The following is a 17,564-nucleotide window of genomic DNA, read 5'->3' on the forward strand; positions in this document are numbered from 1 at the left end:
CGCGCCACGCGGTCGAAGGAGACGGGGAGGTGGCGGCGCGGTGAGCTTCTGGCAGTACCTCTCCAACCGGCACCAGCAACTGCTCACCGACGCCTTCCAGCACGCCAGCGCCGTGTTCCAGTGCATGGTGCTCGCGACCGTGATCGGCGTCCTGATCGGTGTCCTGACCTACCGCAGCGACTGGGCGGGCAATCTCGCGGTCACCTCGACCGCGACCATCCTCACCATCCCGTCGCTGGCCCTGATCGGTCTGCTGATCCCGGTCCTGGGCCTGGGCGTGCCGCCGACGGTGACCGCGCTGACGCTGTACGGGCTGCTGCCGGTCGTCCGCAACTCCATCGTCGGGCTGCGCGGTGTGGACCCGGCGCTGGTGGACGCGGCCAAGGGCATCGGCATGTCGCGGGTGGCCCGGCTGCTGCGGGTGGAGCTGCCGCTGGCCTGGCCGCCGATCCTGACCGGTATCCGGGTCGCCACCCAGATGCTGATGGGTATCGCGGCGGTGGCCGCGTACGCCTCGGGCCCCGGCCTCGGCAACGAGATCTTCCGCGGCATCGCGTCGCTGGGCAGCGCCAACGCGCTCAACGAGGTGCTGTCCGGCACGCTCGGCATCATCGTCCTCGCGCTGCTCTTCGACGCCGCGTACGTGGGCATCGGCCGTCTGACCATTCCGAGGGGGATCCGTGTCTGAGCAGTGGTCACCGCAGGACCGGGAGCAGCCGGCGCCCGCCGGGGTGGCGGGCGCCACCATCGAGCTGGAGAACCTGACCAAGCGCTATCCGGGCAGCCAGGACCCGGCCGTGGACAGCGTCAGCATGGAGATCAAGGCCGGTGAGACGGTGATCTTCGTGGGCCCTTCCGGCTGCGGCAAGTCCACCACGCTGAAGATGATCAACCGGCTGATCGAGCCGTCGTCCGGGCGGATCAGGATCAACGACGAGGACGTCACCGCGATCGACCCGGTCAAGCTGCGCCGCAAGGTCGGGTACGCCATCCAGTCGTCCGGTCTCTTCCCGCACATGACGGTCGCGGAGAACATCGCGCTGGTGCCGAAGATGGTCGGCTGGAGCAAGTCGCGGGTCAAGGACCGGGTCGAGGAGATGCTCGACCTGGTGGGCCTGGACCCGCGGGAGTTCCACGGCCGCTACCCGCGCCAGCTCTCCGGCGGACAGCAGCAACGCGTGGGCGTGGCACGGGCGTTGGCGGCCGACCCGCCGGTGCTGCTGATGGACGAGCCGTTCGGCGCGGTCGACCCGATCACCCGCGACCACCTCCAGGACGAACTGATCAGGCTCCAGCACGAGTTGCACAAGACGATCGTCTTCGTCACGCACGACTTCGACGAGGCGATCAAGCTGGGCGACCGGATCGCGGTGCTCCGCGAGCACTCGCACATCGCCCAGTTCGACACGCCGGAGGCCATTCTCACCAACCCGGCCGACGACTTCGTGTCCGGCTTCGTCGGCGCCGGTGCGGCGCTCAAGCGGCTCAATCTCACCCGCGTGCGCGATGTCGGCATCGCCGAATTCCCCGCGGCGGGCGTCGACGAGCCGTTGCAGTCGATCTTCGAGCGGCTGCGCACCAGCCAGCACAACGAACTGCTGCTGCTCGACCGGCGGCGGCGCCCGTACAAGTGGCTGCGGCGCGGCGATCTGATGCGCGCCAAGGGGTCGTTGGCGCGGGCGGGCACGATCGTGCACGACACGGTGACGCGGGACGCGACGCTGCGGGACGCGCTGGAGGCGGTGCTGACCGACAGCGGCGGGCGGGTGGCGGTGACCGGGCGGCGCGGCGAATTCGTGGGCGTGGTCGACATGGAGACGCTGATGAACTCGGTGCAGGAGATGCTGGAGGCCGACCGGCTGACCGCGATGGAGCACCAGCACGAACTGGCCGAGTCGCAGGCCGGGCAGGGGCACGAGGAGGAGCGGGCACGCGCCGAGCAGGAGGGCGCGGCGGGCGCGGAGCCGGCGTCATGAGCCCGGACAGCCCGGACCGCGCGACGGGGGCCAGCCGCGCCGACGGCGGCCGGTCCCACCCGTCGGGCCGGGACACCCGCGACGCCGGGGAGCGCCGTCCCCCCGGCGAGCACGACGTGCGCGGCCTGGCCTTCCGCGACGACGACGGCGGTACGGAGCACGAGGAGCACGAGGGCGGGCCCGCGCCCGCCGCGACCAGGCCGAAGCCCAAACTGACCTGGCGGAAGCTGGTGTTCACCCCGGTCGTGCTGGCCGCCGTGCTGCTCGCCACGTATCTGTGGATCACCAACATCCACCTGGACGCGATCGAGAAGAATTCGCTCGACGACGGCAATGTGCAGCTCCGGCTCTGGCAGCACGTGAAGCTGACCGCGATCTCCACCTTCTGGGTGCTGGTGATCGCCATCCCCGTCGGCATCGCGCTGACCCGGCGGCGGCTGCGCAGGGTCGCGCCGTTCGTGACCGCGCTCGCCAACATCGGCCAGGCCACCCCGGCGATCGGCCTGCTGGCGCTGCTGGTGATCTGGCTGGGCATCGGCGCCCGCACCGCGATCATCGGCATCGTGGCCTACGCGGTGCTGCCGGTGCTCTCCAACACCGTCGCGGGGCTCAAGGCCATCGACCCGACGCTGGTGGAGGCCGCGCGCGGCATCGGCATGTCGGCGCCCGGTGTGCTCGCCAAGGTCGAACTGCCGCTCGCCGTACCGCTGATCCTCGCGGGCGTGCGGACCGCGCTGGTGCTCAACGTCGGCACCGCCACGCTGGCCACCTTCGGCGGGGGCGGCGGCCTCGGCGACCTGATCACCTCCGGCATCGTCAACCAGCGGATGCCGGTGCTGATCCTCGGCTCGGTGCTGACGGTGGTGCTCGCGCTGTTCGTGGACTGGCTGGCCTCGGTCGCCGAGCAGTTGATGCGCCCCCGCGGCCTGGAGGTGACGGTGTGACGCGGCGGCGTACGGGGCTCGTGGCGCTCTGCGGCGCCGCCCTGCTGGCGTCCTGCGGGCTGACCAGCGGCAGCCCGCTGGTGGACAACGTCAAACCGGGCTCGATCGGGCAGGGCGAACCCCTCAAGGGCGCCCACCTGGTGATCACGTCCAAGAACTTCAGCGAGAACATCATCCTGGGCGAGATGATCGGCCTCGCCTTCAAGGCGGCGGGCGCGAGCGTGCTGGACCGGACGAACATCACCGGCTCGATCGGCGCCCGCGAGGCGGTCAAGTCCGGTCAGGCGGACGCGATGTACGAGTACACCGGCACCGCCTGGATCACGTATCTGGGGCACACGGAACCCATCAAGAACCCCCAGGCGCAGTGGGAGGCCGTGCACGACGCGGACCTGAAGAACGGCCTGACCTGGCTGCCGCCGTCGACGCTGAACAACACGTACTCGCTCGCCGTCAGCCAGCGCAACAACGCGAAGTACCACCTCAAGACGCTCTCCGACGTGGCCGCGCTGGCGAAGAAGGACCCCAAGGCCGTGACGCTGTGCGTGGAGAACGAGTTCGCCTCCCGGCAGGACGGGCTGCCCGGCATGATGAAGGCGTACGACATGGACATCCCCAGCTCGCGGATCCAGAAGATGGACGCGGGGATCATCTACACCCAGGTGAACAAGAGCGGTTCCTGCCTGCTGGGCGAGGTGTACACCACCGACGGCCGCATCCAGTCGATGCACCTGACCGTCATGGAGGACGACAAGCACTTCTTCCCCAACTACAACGCGGCGCCCGTCATCTACAGCAAGGCGTTCAAGAAGTACCCGGCCATCGCCAAGCTCCTCGACCCGATCAGCGCCAAGCTGGACACGGCGGTCGCGCAGAAGCTGAACGCCCAGGTGGACGTGGACGGGCAGGACCCGCACGACGTGGCGAAGAAGTGGCTGATCGCGGAGGGCTTCATCAAGAACGGGTGAGGGGGCCCTGCGGGGCTCGGGGGGTACGGCTCGCGGGGTACGGCTCGGGCGTACGGCTCCGGGGTGGATGCAAAGCTGTTTTGCAAAAGAGCGTTGCAAAGGTGCTTTGCACGCGCTTAAGGTGGTGTCCATGACGGACAAGAAGGACGCGGTGCCGATCGGCCCGATCTCGGACGAGGATCTGCTGACCCTCGACGCCAGGTCGCTGCGCGGCCTCGCCCACCCGCTGCGGATGCGGCTGCTGGCCGCGCTGCGCGACCGCGGCCCCGCCACGGCCTCCCAACTGGCCGACCGGCTCGGCGAGTCCAGCGGTGCGACCAGCTACCACCTGCGCCAGCTCGCCTCGTTCGGCCTGGTCGAGGACGACCCCGGCCGCGGCACCGCGCGCGAGCGCTGGTGGAAGGCGGTGCACCGGGGCCAACGCTTCGACAGCATCGGGGAGTTCGTCCGCCACCCCGACCCCGAGGTGCGCGCCGCGATGAGCACCTTCCTGGTCGAGCACGCCACCAGCAGCGCCGAGCAGGTGGCGACCTGGATGAGCACGATGCACACCTGGCCGAAGGTCTGGCAGGAGGCGTGGGACTCCAGCCGCTTCACGCTGCGCCTCACGCCGCAGGACGCGGTGGAGCTGAGCGAGCGGGTACACGCGCTCGTGGAGTCCTTCCGCGAGCGGGAGACGGACGGGCCGGAGGGTGAGCGGGTCCGGGTGCAGTTCCACGAGTTCCCGATCGCGTCCGACTGACCCCGCTCCCCCGCGCCGCGCGCGCCGTCACCGCACGCGCAGCCGTATCCGTATCCGTATCCGTACTCGTACCCGTACCGGCTCTCTGTCCGTACCGCCTCCCTGTCCGTACCGGCCCGTAATTCCGTAGCTCCGTCACTCCGTATCAACGACCCATCGTCACGGGGGAATTCGCCATGCCCGCACGCACCGCGATACCGCACGCCCACCACCGGCCCGACGGGTCGGGACCGGCCCGCGACCGGCGCCCGCTGGGGGTGCTGCTGGCCGCCAACGTGGTCTCGATCGCCGGGAACATGCTCACCGTCGTCGCCGTCCCGTGGTTCGTGCTGGAGACCACCGGGAGCCCGGCGCGGGCCGGTCTGGTCGCCTTCGCGGCCACCCTGCCGGTCGTGCTCGCCGCGATCCTGGGCGGCCCGCTGATCGACCGGCTCGGCTACGCGGTCACGAGCGTCGTGTCGGACGTGGTGTGCGCGGCGGCCATGGCGGCCGTACCGCTGCTGCATCTGACCGTCGGGTTGCGCTACTGGGAACTGCTCGCGCTCGTCGGCGTCAGCGGCCTCTTCCACGCCCCCGGCGAGACCGCCCGCGAGGTGCTGATGCCCCGGCTCGCCGCACGCGCCGACACCACCGTGGCGCGGGCGTCGAGCGCGTACGAGGGCGCGTCGCGCGGCGCCCGTATGCTCGGCGCCCCGCTGGCTGGCGTGCTCATCTCGGTGATGGGCGCCACCAATACGCTGCTGGTCGACGCGGCGACCTTCGCGGTGTCCGCGGTGCTGATCGGGATCGGGGTACGGGACCGGACGCCGGCGGAGGCGCCGGAGCCGCCGAAGGAGTCCGCCGGCAGTTACCGGGCCGAACTGCGCGAGGGATTCGCCTACTTGGTGGCCGCGCGGCTGCTGTTCGCCATCGTGGTGATGGTGATGGTGACCAACGCGCTGGACCAGGCGTGGTCGGCGGTGCTGCTGCCGGTGGACGCCCGCGAGCACCTGGGCGGTTCGGTGAGCGTCGGCCTGGTCGCCGGGACCTTCGGCGGCGGCGCGCTGATCGGCTCGCTGACGTACGGCGTCGTCGGCCACCGGGTGTCGCAACGCGGCCTCTACATCGGCGCGTTCCTCATCAGCGGCTTCCCCCGGACGGCCGTGGCCGCCTTCGTGCCCGGTCTGACCCCGCTCCTGGTCACCTGCGCGGTGTGCGGGCTGGCCGCCGGGGTCCTGAACCCGATGATCGGCACCGAGATGGTCCGCCTGGTCCCCGAGCGGCTGCGCAGCCGCGTCTTCGGCGCCGTCACCTCCGGCGTCCTGGTCGCCGTGCCGCTGGGCGGCCTGCTCGGCGGCTTCCTCGTCCAGTACGCGGGCCTGCGCACCGCCATGGCCACCGTCAGCGCCGTCTATCTGCTCACGACGCTGAGCCCGCTCGTCCTGCCCGCCTTCCGGCACTGGAACGACGAGCCCGGCGACGAGCCCGCCGTGTCGCCGGGCGCCGCGCGGGCGTCGGTCTAGCGGCCGTCTAGCAGGTCGGCAGCTTTCCACCCTTGTCCAGGGCGGCCAGGGCCGCCAGCGCGCCATCCAGGTCGTTGACCGGGACCAGCCTGAGCCCGTCGGGCAGCTCCGCCTTGGCGTCGGAGCACTCGCCGCGCGGTACGAGGAAGACGGTCGCGCCGTCGCGGCGGGCGGCCTGCTCCTTCAGCGGCACCCCGCCGACCGCGCCGACCTTGCCCGAGGCGTCGATGGTCCCGGTGCCCGCGATGGTCCGGCCGCCGGTGAGGTCGCCGCCGTGGCCGTCGCCGTTGATCTTGTCGATGATGCCGAGTGCGAAGAGCAGCCCGGCGCTGGGGCCGCCGACGTCGGCGAGCTGGAGATCGACCTTCACCTTGGACGGTGAGAGCCCGAGGTGCTTGAGCGCGGCCGTCGTCGCCGCGTCCTGCGAGTCGGTCATCTCCTTGCGGTTCGCCTTCTCGATCTCCTTCACCGAGCCGCCGGTGGGGTAGACCGAGTCGCGCGGCATCGCCGCCTGGTCCTTCTTGAACCACGCCTTCAGCACGTCGGTGACGTGCACCGAGGCGTCCGGTGACGTCGCCTGGATCGTCACCATCCGCAGTTGCCCGCTCGTCCTGCGCACCGGTGTCCCGCTCACCGTGATCACCTGCGTCCCCTGGTCCGCCCCCAGCACGTTCGCCGTCAGCCCCGGCTCCACGATCGAGATCGGGAGCGGGGCGAGGGCCGCGACGGCCAGCAGCCCGGCCGTGACTGCTCCGCAGACGGCCAGAGTCACGGTCCGCCGGGAGACGCTGCTTCTACGCATGCCGCCGACCCTATTTCACACCCCCCGCCCTCGCGGCCACGCCCCCGCACGACCAGCGCCCCGCCAGGGGCGCGAGGAACTGCGCGAGCAACCCACCACCGGCCGGTGGCCCGGACCCAACCGAACCGCCCCGCCGCCCCCGGCAAAGCAACCGCCCCGGGGCCGGGCCCCAGCTACCCGCACGCACGACCAGCGCCCCCTCAGGGGCGCGAGGAACTGCGCGAGTAACCCACCACCGGCCGGTGGCCCGGACCCACCCGAACAGCCCCGCCGGGACCGGCGGTGACCCGCGGCAGCCCGCGCCCCAAAAACACGGCCCACCGCCCCCAGCAAAACAACCGCCCCGGGGCAGCAGCCCAAAACGCGTAGCGGCGTCCCGGCAAAGGAGCCCCCTTGGGCCGGGCCCGTGAAGACGCGTAGCCGGCGTCCCGGCAAAGGACCCGCCACGGGCCCGGGGGCCTGGGGGCGCACCCTTGTGGGGAGGCTCAGCGCCCTAGCGCAGGGCGTCGGCGACCTCCGTGGCGGCCTCCACGACGCGCGCACCGACCCTCTCGGGGACCGAGTCGGCGAGCATGACGACGCCGACGCTCCCCTCGATGCCGGGGACGCCCAGGAGGGGCGCGGCGGCCCCGCTGGCACCGGCCTCCAGCTCGCCGTGGGTGAGGACGTACCGGACCGGCTCGGTGGCGGTGACGGTATGGGCGGCGGGCGGCCCCTCGGCCGGGCGGGCGCCCAGGGACTCCTCCTCGACGAACCGCTCCCAGCGCGACCCGTCGGGCGTCGGCTGCATGCCCCGCCCGGCGAGAATGGCGCGCCCCGCGGCCCCGCGGTCCAGCGGGTGCCGGAAGCCGGTGCGATAGGCCACGTGGTAGTCGGTCCAGGTCGGCTCCACGACGGCGACGGCCAGCGCCTCGCTGCCGTCGACGAGGGTCAGGTGGGCGGTCGCCCCGATCTCCTCGGCGAGCGAGCGCAACGCGGGCAGTGCGGCCTCGCGCAGCAGCGGGTGCACCTGGTGGGCCAGACCGAGCACGCCCAGTCCGACGCGCGCCCGGCCGCCGAGGTCACGGCGGACCAGCGAATGCTGCTCCAGCGTGGCCAGCAAGCGGTAGACCACCGTCCGGTTCACACCGAGTTTGGCGGCCAGCTCGGTCACCGTCAGGCCGTGGTCGGTGTCGGCGAGCAGCTTGAGAACCCGCAGGCCCCGGTCAAGCGTTTGAGACGTCTCCGCGGTCACGACGCCCCCTCCTCGTAGGCGGCGGCCATCTCCACGGCGGTAACGCACTGCCGGTCCCGCGGCAGTGCGCGGAGAGGCCGCCGGTAGTCGTCATACCGGCTGCGCTCCGCGGCTGCACTGCCACGGCGCGTGCGTGACCGGCACCGTAGCGAGCGGGTACCGCTCAGCGGAAGGGGTCGTCCACAATCCGGGCGTCGGCTTGACCCGACTTTGGAGATCCACCCTCTACAATACGGCCGACATCATCGCATTCGGGTCGCCCACTCCTGCACCTTCTTGATCCGCTCGCCGAGCTGTCCCGCCGTCGCCTCGGCGCTCGGCGGTCCGCCGCACGCACGGCGCAATTCGGTGTGAATCACCCCGTGCGGCTTACCGCTCTGATGGTTGTACGCGGCCACGAGCGTGTTCAACTGCTTGCGCAGTTCGAGCAGTTGGCGGTGGGTGACGATCGGGCGCCGCTCGGCGGGGAGTTCGAGCAGATCGGCCTCTTCGTCCGGCTTCTTCCGGCTGTGGGCGATCTGCCGGGCCTGCCGCTTCTGCAGCAGTATCTGGACCTGGTCCGGTTCGAGGAGTCCGGGGATGCCGAGGTAGTCCTGCTCCTCCTCGCTGCCCGGATGCGCCTGCATGCCGAACTCGGCCCCGTCGTACAGCACCCGGTCGAAGACCGCGTCGGACTCCAGCGCCTCGAAGGGCAGCATGTCCTCCTCGGTGGCCTCGTCCTCGGCCTTCTCCGCGTCCGCGAGGAGCTTGTCCTCCTCCGCGAAGGGGTCCTCCTCGCCCTGCTTCTTGGGCTTGTCGAGCACGTGGTCGCGCTCGACCTCCATCTCGTTGGCGAATTCCAGCAGCATCGGGATGGTCGGAACGAACACCGACGCCGTCTCGCCGCGCCGCCGCGACCGTACGAAACGGCCCACGGCCTGCGCGAAGAACAGCGGCGTCGAGATCGTCGTGGCGTACACGCCGACCGCGAGGCGGGGCACGTCGACGCCCTCCGACACCATCCGGACCGCGACCATCCACCGGTCCTCGGACTCGCTGAACTTCTCGATCCGCTTGGAGGAGCCGGGGTCGTCGGAGAGCACGACGGTCGGCTTGTGCCCGGAGATCTCCTTGAGCAGCTTGGCGTAGGCGCGGGCCGAGTCCTGGTCGGTGGCGATCACCAGGCCGCCCGCGTCCGGGATGCCCTTGCGGACCTCGGTCAGCCGCTGGTCGGCGGCCTTCAGCACGTTCGGGATCCAGTCGCCGGTCGGCGCGAGCGCGGTCCGCCACGCCTGTCCGATGGCGTCCTTCGTCATCGGCTCGCCCAGGCGCGCCGCGATCTCGTCGCCCGCCTTGGTGCGCCAGCGCATGTTGCCGCTGTAGCTGAGGAAGATCACCGGGCGCACGACGCCGTCGTTGAGCGCGTTGCCGTACCCGTACGTGTAGTCGGCGGCGCTGCGGCGGATGCCGTCGTTGCCCTCCTCGTACACCACGAAGGGGATCGGGTTGGTGTCCGACCTGAACGGCGTCCCGGTCAGCGCCAGCCGCCGCGTCGCCGGGTCGAACGCCTCCAGGCACGCCTCGCCCCACGACTTGCTGTCGCCCGCGTGGTGGATCTCGTCCAGGATCACCAGCGTCTTGCGCTGCTCGCAGCGGTTGCGGTGCAGCATCGGCCGCACCCCGACGCCCGCGTACGTCACGGCGACGCCGTGGTACTCCTTGCCGACGGGGCCCGCGCTGTACTCCGGGTCCAGCTTGATCCCTATCCGCGCCGCCGCGTCCGCCCACTGCGTCTTCAGGTGCTCGGTGGGCGCCACCACCGTGATCTGCTGCACCAGGTGGTTGTGGAGCAGATACGACGCCAGCGACAGCGCGAAGGTGGTCTTCCCGGCGCCGGGTGTCGCCACCGCGAGGAAGTCCCGCGGCTGCTTGGCGACGTACGCGTCGATGGCCCCCTGCTGCCAGGCCCGAAGCTTGTTCGCCGTCCCCCAGGGCGCGCGCCCGGGGAAGGCGGGAGACAGATGGTGCGGGTGCGATGCGGCGGTGGTAGTCACGGTCTCCGTTGAGGTTCGTCTCGCGGCGGGTCGGTACGAAAACCGCCTCAGCCTACCGGCCGCACCCCCTCACCCCCGTCCCGACGCCACCGCGCCGCCCGTGTGCGACTCAGCTCACATACGGGCGCGCGGACGCCGTCTCGTACGGTGATACGCCGTCCCGGGCGCAGGCGGTCGGTCTCACGCCGATTTCGGGTGGGGGCGCAGGCGCCCCGCTACGAAGGCGCCCACGAGGGCCAGGGCGGCGGCGGGGAGGAAGACGGCGGCGAAGGCCGCGGGGTGTGCCGTCGTGGTGGTGCTCGCGTCGGCCGCGGCGCCGACCGTGCCGCCGCCGAGGGCGGCGAAGACGGTGCCGGCGGCGGCGACCAGGAGGACGTTGGAGAGGGCGTCGGAGACCTGGAGGGCCGCGGAGTTGGCACCGGCCTCCGCGGGGGCGGACTGCTCCAGCATCAGCACGCTGAGGGTGGAGATGACCAGGCCCATGCCGAGGCCGCCCGCGCACCAGGCGACGGCCACGATCCACACCGGTACGGACTGGACGAGGGCGAGGGAGGCGCCGCAGATGGCGGCGGCGGACAGCACCATGCCGAACTGCGCGAGGCGTTCGCGGACCGGTGCCAGGCGCGGGCGGGCCTGGACGTACGAGCCGAGCGCCCAGGTGAGCCCGGCGCCCGCCAGCGACAGCCCCGCCATGGTCGCGGACAGGCCGCGCTGGGTGACCAGCATCAGCGGGATGAAGCTCTCGGCGGCGATGAAGGTGCCCGCCGCGATCCCGCGCATCAGGATCACCGTGGGCAGCCCGCGCACCGCGCGGAAGGTGCCGGGCGGCAGCAGCCGCAGCGCGGACGGTACGAGCAGCACGATGCCCGCGACGGCCGGTATCACCGAGAGCGGGCTGATGTCCTGGCCCGCGTACTGCAACAGCGCCGCGCCCGTCGCGAGCGCCACCGCGTACCAGATCCGCCGCCCGTCCCGTACGGGCGGCGCGACCGGCTCGGGGGCCTCGGGCAGCGTCTCGGGGGCCGGGTCGGGGGCGTGCGCGGCCCGCCGCAGGGGCGGCAGCATGACGGCGAGCGGCAGCGCCACCAGGACCGGGATGGCCAGGAACACCCAGCGCCAGCCGAGGTGTTCGGTGACCGTCCCCGACACCAGCGGCCCGACGATCGACGGCACCACCCACGACGCCGCGAAGGCGGCCATCACCGAGGGCCGCAGCCGTTCCGGATACGCCCGGCCGACCACCACGTACAGCGCGACGATCACGAGCCCGCCGCCGAGCCCCTGCACGGCCCGGCCGAGCACGAACGGCCACATCGACTGCGCGGTCCCGCTGACCACCAGTCCCGCCGCGAAGCCGCCGATGCCCGCCGCCAGCGGCGGCAGCGGCCCCGACCGGTCGCACCACTGCCCGCTGACCACCATCGCGAGCAGCGACGTCGTGAAATACCCCGAGAACGCGAACGCGTACAGCCCGAGACCGTCCAGCTCCCGCGCCGCGATCGGCATCGCCGTCCCCACCGCGGTCGCCTCGAACGCGATCATCAGCACCACCGACACGATGCCCAGGGTCAGCGCGCGGTACGACCGCCCCATCACGCCTTCCGGCGCGGCCGGGGCGGTCTCGGGGTCGATTCCAGGAAGCCGCTGGTCACGGCGAGTGTCGGAGGCAGTCACCAGCCAAGGGTAAGGGGCATCAGCCCCTTTCACCCCTGCCCTGCGACCGCCTTTCCCTCCGCCTTTCGCCCTACGCCCCGCCCTCGTCCCACCTCCGTCCCGGCCGCCTTCCCGCCCCGGCCCGCGCCCCCGTTCATGAACGCCGTATGGCAGTCCCGTTGCACCCCCTCCCCCACCCTTGACCCACCCCCGCCCCACCCGCGAAGGTCGAACCACACCGCACACACACCTGGCCGTGTGCCCGAGTGGTTGAGGGACTCGCCTGCAAAGCGAGTTACGCCGGTTCGATTCCGGTCACGGCCTCCGATTGCCTGATATGGCGAAAGAAGAGGGCGGCACCCCGTACGGGGTGCCGCCCTCTTCTTGATGTGCTGTCGTCTCCTGCGGCTTGCACGATCCGGAGCACTCGAGCTTGAGAGAGCGGGCCTCAGTGCGCCGGGGGACGGTCACTCGGGAGCATCGAACACGACACCGTCTCTTCCCTGGGGGCAGCAGTGGAGCTGACACGACTCGTCGGATCGTGCGACGACGGCGATTGTCCGACGCTGTACGTGACCGACCGGGGCACCCTCGCAGTGCAGGGGCCGCACATCACCGAGCACGGTCGGAGCATCCCCGCTCACGAAGGCATGGTCGAAATCCCTGTGGAACTGATCAGAAAGGCCATCCGTGACGGGCTCCTCTAAAACGCTCGGCGAGATGTTCTCGCAGTTCGAGCGGGAAGCGTTCCGGCTGGAAACGCTGGGCGACTACAGCAAGTCCGGTGGTGTGACCGCCTATCACGCCTTCCTCGCAGGGGAGGATCAGCCGGAGGACTACCGAGACGCCGACTGGGTCACGACGGTCCGCGAGATCACCCGGGCCGGGAAACGCATCTATCGGGTACACATCTTGTCACGGCCTCTCACACCGTACCTGCGATTCGAACTGGGCTGGGGATACCAGCGGAACATGACGGCCGGTGAGGAATTCTTCATCCTCGACACCACCGAGACGGAGAACCCGCTGCCGCAGGCCCCTGACTTCTGGCTGTTCGACGGCAGGACGGCGGCGGCCATGACGTACGACGGCGCTGGGAAGTTCCTCGGCGTGGACGTCCACGAGGCGGCGGATGCCGACGAGTTCGGGGCGTACCGCGATGTGGCGCTCGCACACGCGAGGCCCTTCACTGACTGGTGGGCCGAGTTCGGCGAGTGAACAGATCAGAACTGGGCGCCGCGCTGCGGGCGTTGCGGCAGGCCTCCGGGCAGGAAGCGAAGGCTGTGGCCCGCGGCGCCGTCATGTCCACCAGTAAGCTGAGCAAGATCGAGAACGGCCGCACCGCGCCCGGCGTCATCGACGTGGAGCGCATCCTCACGGCATTGGGCGTGTCCGCCAACCGTCGCTGATTCCGGGCCTGTTGCAGACACCCGAGTACGGGCGGGCGGTGCTCTCCCGCAAGGAGCTGGGCGACGAACAGTTGGCACGTACGGTCGCCGCGCGACTCGATCGCCAGAGCGTGCTGTACGACAGGACGAAGACCCTGCGGTTCGTCGTCACCGAGCCCGTACTGCGCTGGCTGCTCGTTCCGCCACCGGTGATGGCCGGCCAACTGGACAGGCTCATCTTCCTGTCCGGGCTTCCCAATCTCGACATCCGCGTCGTCCCGCTCACCGCAGCACAAAAATACGCACCCGGTCACTCCTTCGTCATCCGCGACAACCGTATGGTCACGGTCGAGACGCTGCACGCCGAAATGGCGGTGACCGATCCCAGGGACGTCGCTCTTTACGTGAAGAAATTCGAGCACTTCTCCTCGGGCGCCCTCGCCGACGACGCCATGCGCGACTTCCTCACGGCTGTTCGCGACGAATTCTTGCGCGAACAGGAAACGCCCTGGACACCGCACTCCGCCTCCCAGAATTCTGGACACGACAGCGAATAGGGCGGAAGGCCGAGCAAAGGAGATGCGCAGTGGAGAAGACTCCGCGAGGAATTCGTGCCGGTGGAGAGGGAGACGGGCAGCCGGGGACGCCGTGGACGCCGCCGGAGGAGCCGCCGAATCCGGATGGGTCCACGCCGCCCGGGGGCGGGACGCATCGGAAGTGACATCGATCGAACGGGGCGGGGGGCGGGCCGAGTTGGGGCGGTCGCTTCTCGCGGCGGGGGTCATGACGGACGATTGGGCGACGGCTTTCGCGGCGGTGCCGCGGGCGGCGTTTCTGCCCGAGGTGATGTGGCCGTTCGACCTCACCGCACAGGCCAGTGTGGCCGTGAGCAGGGCGGAGGACCCGGCGGCGTGGCTGGGGTACGCCGAGGCCGATGTGCCGATCGTGACGCAGTGGGACGACGGGCGGCACAGCGGGGCGGCGCCGGGGAAGGTGTCGACGTCGTCCGCGTCGATGCCGTCCGTCGTGTTCGCCATGCTCGGCGATCTGGAGGTGCGGCCCGGGCACGCGGTGCTGGAGATCGGCACCGGGACGGGGTGGAACGCGGGGCTGCTGACGCACCGGCTCGGCGGCGAGAAGGTGACGACCGTCGAGGTGGACGCGGCGGTGGCGGCAGCGGCCCGGGAGTCGCTGCGAAGGGCGGGGCTCGGCCCGACGGTGGTGACGGGGGACGGATACGGCGGGCACCTGCCGGGCGCGCCGGTACGACCGGGTCATCGCCACGTGCGGGATGCGCGAGATCCCGTACGCCTGGGTCGAGCAGACGGCACCCGGCGGGATCGTCGTGGCGCCGTGGGGGACGCATTACGGGAACGGTGACGCCGTGGCACGTCTGGTCGTCGGGGACGGGGTGGCGTCGGGGCGGTTCACGCGGCTGGTGGAGTTCATGAAGCTCCGCGCCCAGCGGAGGGCTGCCGTACGGCACGGCGATGACGTATCGCAGGAGGGCACGGACGGCGCCGACGCGTCCACGACCACCGTCACCGAGGCGGAATTCCTCACCGGGCGGTACACCGCGGGCCCCTTCGCGTTGGGGCTGCGGGTGCCCGGGTGCGTACAGGCCGCGGCCGAGAAGCGCGGGGACACGCGGCCGGTCTGGTTCTACGGTCTCACCGACACGTCGTGGGCCGTCGTGACCTTCCGCGACGGCCGGCCCGCGTCCACGGTCCACCAGTACGGACCGCGTCGGCTGTGGGACGAGGTGGAGGCCGCCTTCCGCTGGTGGACGGGCCGGGGAAAGCCGGGGGTCGAGCGCTTCGGGCTGACGGTCGACGCCGACGGGCAGTACGTGTGGCTGGACGATCCGGCCGAGTCCTGGGGTATCTGAGCGACATCACTCTCCAGGCACGAAGCGGGGAGAGGCTCCTGGACGGCTTCCGGGCCGGGCCGGAGCCCCTGCCGAAGACGCCGCCGAAGGCGAAAACCCTGCCCGCGCCACCCCTGACCGCCGCCCAGCTCGGCGACGTGCTCCTCGCACTCGGGCCGCACCGGCGCCGCTGACAGGGTGAACGACCGGACCGGCGGAAATACTGACGTGGCCGTGGCGGTTGCCGCCGGTATGGCGACTTTGGGACTGATCGGCAGCGGAAACATCGGCGGCACCCTGGCCCGGCTGGCGGTCGACAGCGGGCTCGATGTGGTGCTCAGCAACTCCCGGGGGCCGGAAACCCTCGCGGACCTCGTCGCGGAGCTCGGCCCACGAGCCCGCGCGGGCACGGCGGCGGAGGCCGCCGCCGCCGGGGACTGGGTGGTGGTGACGGTCCCGGTCAAGGCGTACCCGCGGATTCCGCGGGAGCCGCTGGCGGGCAAGACCGTGATCGACACCGGCAACTACTACCCGCAGCGCGACGGCGACATCGCCGAGCTGGTCGAGAAGAAGACCACCGACAGCGGGCTGCTCCAGGGGTATCTGGACGGTGCCCACGTGGTGAAGGCGTTCAACAACATCTTCTTCAAGCACCTGGCGGCGCTGCCGCGTCCGGCGGGAGCGGCCGACCGCAGCGCCCTGCCCATCGCCGGTGACGACGCCGACGCGAAGGCGCACGCCGCTGAGCTGCTCGATCTGCTCGGCTTCGACACGGTGGACGCCGGGCCGCTCGCCGAGGGCCGGCGGTTCCAGCCCGGCACGGCGGCGTACGGGCTGCCCTACGCGGACAAGTCGGTCGCCGACTTCATGGCCGAGCCCCCCGCGCCGGCCTCCGTCGCCGACATCGAGGCGGCCCTGGCGGCGGCGGAGAGCTGAAGCCGGGCCCGAAGCCGGGCCGCCCGTCCGCTCCCGCCGCGATTGGCCCAGGGATTTGGGGCGGGAGTGGTACAACGGCGCGGGGCGATCAGGCCGTAGCGTCGTCGGTATGAGTGAGCGAGTGGATTACGCGAAGCACGCGCCGGACGCGTTCCGGGCGATGCTGGGGTTCAGCCAGGCGGCGGCGAAGGGGCTCGACCCCGTGGTCGCGGAACTGGTGAAGATCAGGGCGTCGCAGATCAACCGGTGCGCGTTCTGCCTGGACATGCACATCAAGGACGCGCGGAAGGCCGGGGAGAGCGACCAGCGGATCTTCCTGCTGAGCGCGTGGGAAGAGGTCGACGGCGTCTACAGCGAGAAGGAGCGGGCGGCGCTGGCGCTGACGGAGGCGGTGACGCTGCTGACGGACGGGTTCGTGCCGGACGAGGTGTACGCGCGGGCGGCGGAGCACTTCGACGCGGACGAGTTGGCGCGCCTGGGGGCCGCGATCGTGGCGATCAACGCGTGGAACCGGTTCAACGTGACGTTCAGGACGCAGCCGGCGGCGAGCGCGTGAGCGGCGCGGGGGCCGGGGCGGGGGGCGTGGCCGGGGCCGAGGTCGGGGCCGTGGCCGGGGCGGGGGGCGCGAAGGCGCTGCTGGCGCTGCATCACGGGCGGGACGCCGCCGATCCGTTGGTGCTGCCCGGGCCGTGGGACGCGGCCAGCGCGCGGGTGTTCGCGGACGCGGGCTTCCCGGCGCTGGCGACGCCCAGCGCCGGGGTGTCGGCGTCGCTGGGGTACGAGGACGGCGAGGCGCCCGCCGACGAGATGTTCGCCGCGATCCGGCGGATCACCCGCGCCGTGGACGTCCCCGTGTCGGCCGACGTCGAGGCCGGATACGGGCTGGCGCCCGAGGAGTTGGTCGAGCGGCTGCTGGAGGCCGGGGCCGTCGGGTGCAATCTGGAGGACTCCGAGCCGGGGTCCAGGGGGCTGGTCGAGCCCCGGCGGCAGGCGGACCGGCTCGCGGCCGTACGCGCCGCCGCCGGGGACGCGTTGGTCGTCAACGCGCGCATCGACACGTTTCTGCGCGGCGACCGTACGACCGGCGCCGCCGTCGAGCGCGGGCTGCTCTACGCCGCCGCCGGAGCCGACTGCGTCTACCCGATCCTCGCCCCGCCCGCCCTCCTCGCCGAGATCGCCGAAGCCGTCCCGCTCCCCCTCAACGCACTCTGCCGTCCCGGCGGGCCCTCCCCCCGCGAGCTGGCCTTCCTCGGCGCCACCCGCGTCACCTTCGGCGGCGGCCTCCAGCAACAAGCCCTGGAAGCCGTTCGCGACATGGCGACCGGTATGCGCCTGTGACCCGCCGGGCGCGCGCCGCGTAAAGGCGCCGGGCGACGTTGTCCAGGGGCGCGGTGGACCGGCACGCTCAGCCGCGGCCGCGCCCCTGACAAGCTCAACCCGCCCCGGATAGCTCCGCTACGAGGCCGCCCCGGCGCCTTGCGCTCGCACGTACCGGGCGCCGCCTGGACCGCCCATGATC

At 71.7% G+C, this 17,564-nt stretch carries 15 protein-coding genes, 1 tRNA gene and 2 pseudogenes; 14 read left to right on the forward strand and 4 right to left on the reverse strand.

The genetic code is table 11. The features are described from left to right. Nucleotides 1–40 precede the first annotated feature (40 nt). The 6 genes from ACFZAM_RS18100 (at nt 41) to ACFZAM_RS18125 (ending at nt 6,132) form a co-directional block, all read left to right on the forward strand. Complete coding sequence (locus ACFZAM_RS18100) at nt 41–688, forward strand: ABC transporter permease (protein WP_355343051.1); 648 nt, start codon at nt 41–43, stop codon at nt 686–688. Further along, nucleotides 681–1,976: a betaine/proline/choline family ABC transporter ATP-binding protein gene (locus ACFZAM_RS18105; protein ID WP_391047134.1), complete on the forward strand. Its 1,296-nt coding sequence runs from the start codon at nt 681–683 to the stop codon at nt 1,974–1,976. The genes ACFZAM_RS18100 and ACFZAM_RS18105 overlap by 8 nt, the downstream gene beginning before the upstream one ends. Further along, nucleotides 1,973–2,920: an ABC transporter permease subunit gene (locus ACFZAM_RS18110; RefSeq protein ID WP_391047137.1), complete on the forward strand. Its 948-nt coding sequence runs from the start codon at nt 1,973–1,975 to the stop codon at nt 2,918–2,920. The genes ACFZAM_RS18105 and ACFZAM_RS18110 overlap by 4 nt, the downstream gene beginning before the upstream one ends. Next, the gene (locus ACFZAM_RS18115; RefSeq protein WP_391047138.1) at nt 2,917–3,888 is read left to right on the forward strand and encodes a glycine betaine ABC transporter substrate-binding protein; all 972 of its coding nucleotides are present in this window, start codon (nt 2,917–2,919) and stop codon (nt 3,886–3,888) included. The genes ACFZAM_RS18110 and ACFZAM_RS18115 overlap by 4 nt, the downstream gene beginning before the upstream one ends. Nucleotides 3,889–4,018: 130 nt before the next feature. Continuing rightward, nucleotides 4,019–4,630 (forward strand): helix-turn-helix domain-containing protein, encoded by a 612-nt coding sequence (locus ACFZAM_RS18120; RefSeq protein ID WP_188284047.1) that lies wholly within the window; start codon nt 4,019–4,021, stop codon nt 4,628–4,630. 176 nt (nt 4,631–4,806) lie between these two features. Then, nucleotides 4,807–6,132 carry an MFS transporter gene (locus ACFZAM_RS18125; protein ID WP_355343039.1) on the forward strand — a complete coding sequence of 442 codons (1,326 nt, stop codon included), beginning with the start codon at nt 4,807–4,809 and terminating at the stop codon, nt 6,130–6,132. 7 nt (nt 6,133–6,139) lie between these two features. On the opposite strand, the gene ACFZAM_RS18130 is transcribed toward ACFZAM_RS18125, so the two are convergent. The 4 genes from ACFZAM_RS18130 to ACFZAM_RS18145 all read right to left on the reverse strand — a co-directional run bounded on the left by ACFZAM_RS18130 (nt 6,140) and on the right by ACFZAM_RS18145 (nt 11,794). Then, nucleotides 6,140–6,934 (reverse strand): S16 family serine protease, encoded by a 795-nt coding sequence (locus ACFZAM_RS18130; protein ID WP_355343036.1) that lies wholly within the window; start codon nt 6,932–6,934, stop codon nt 6,140–6,142. 493 nt (nt 6,935–7,427) lie between these two features. Then, nucleotides 7,428–8,168, reverse strand: a complete 741-nt coding sequence (locus ACFZAM_RS18135) for a helix-turn-helix domain-containing protein (protein ID WP_355343033.1) — start codon at nt 8,166–8,168, stop codon at nt 7,428–7,430. A gap of 242 nt (nt 8,169–8,410) precedes the next feature. Beyond that, complete coding sequence (locus tag ACFZAM_RS18140; protein ID WP_355343030.1) at nt 8,411–10,201, reverse strand: DEAD/DEAH box helicase; 1,791 nt, start codon at nt 10,199–10,201, stop codon at nt 8,411–8,413. Nucleotides 10,202–10,381: 180 nt separating this feature from the next. Beyond that, nucleotides 10,382–11,794: an MFS transporter gene (locus ACFZAM_RS18145; RefSeq protein ID WP_391047206.1), complete on the reverse strand. Its 1,413-nt coding sequence runs from the start codon at nt 11,792–11,794 to the stop codon at nt 10,382–10,384. Between the two features lie 312 nt (nt 11,795–12,106). Here ACFZAM_RS18145 and ACFZAM_RS18150 point away from each other — a divergent pair. The 8 genes and pseudogenes from ACFZAM_RS18150 (at nt 12,107) to ACFZAM_RS18185 (ending at nt 17,383) form a co-directional block, all read left to right on the forward strand. Then, a tRNA-Cys gene (locus tag ACFZAM_RS18150) sits at nt 12,107–12,178 on the forward strand. A 191-nt stretch (nt 12,179–12,369) separates the two neighbouring features. After that, entirely contained in the window at nt 12,370–12,561 is a 192-nt protein-coding gene (locus tag ACFZAM_RS18155) for a hypothetical protein (protein ID WP_355343280.1), read from the forward strand. Beyond that, on the forward strand, nt 12,545–13,072 hold the full coding sequence (locus ACFZAM_RS18160; RefSeq protein ID WP_391047144.1) for a DUF6879 family protein: 528 nt from the start codon (nt 12,545–12,547) through the stop codon (nt 13,070–13,072). The genes ACFZAM_RS18155 and ACFZAM_RS18160 overlap by 17 nt, the downstream gene beginning before the upstream one ends. A 32-nt stretch (nt 13,073–13,104) precedes the next feature. Next, nucleotides 13,105–13,799: pseudogene (locus ACFZAM_RS18165) on the forward strand (helix-turn-helix domain-containing protein). A gap of 226 nt (nt 13,800–14,025) precedes the next feature. Next, nucleotides 14,026–15,130: pseudogene (locus ACFZAM_RS18170) on the forward strand (methyltransferase domain-containing protein). 231 nt (nt 15,131–15,361) lie between these two features. Next, entirely contained in the window at nt 15,362–16,045 is a 684-nt protein-coding gene (locus ACFZAM_RS18175; RefSeq protein ID WP_391047146.1) for an NAD(P)-binding domain-containing protein, read from the forward strand. Between the two features lie 109 nt (nt 16,046–16,154). Continuing rightward, nucleotides 16,155–16,601, forward strand: coding sequence for a carboxymuconolactone decarboxylase family protein (locus ACFZAM_RS18180; protein ID WP_355343018.1), 447 nt, complete (start codon nt 16,155–16,157; stop codon nt 16,599–16,601). Between the two features lie 50 nt (nt 16,602–16,651). Next, the gene (locus ACFZAM_RS18185; RefSeq protein ID WP_391047149.1) at nt 16,652–17,383 is read left to right on the forward strand and encodes an isocitrate lyase/phosphoenolpyruvate mutase family protein; all 732 of its coding nucleotides are present in this window, start codon (nt 16,652–16,654) and stop codon (nt 17,381–17,383) included. Nucleotides 17,384–17,564: the final 181 nt, after the last annotated feature.

Origin of the sequence: Streptomyces sp. NPDC008079 (genome assembly GCF_042957385.1) — a bacterium.
GTDB lineage: Bacteria > Actinomycetota > Actinomycetes > Streptomycetales > Streptomycetaceae > Actinacidiphila.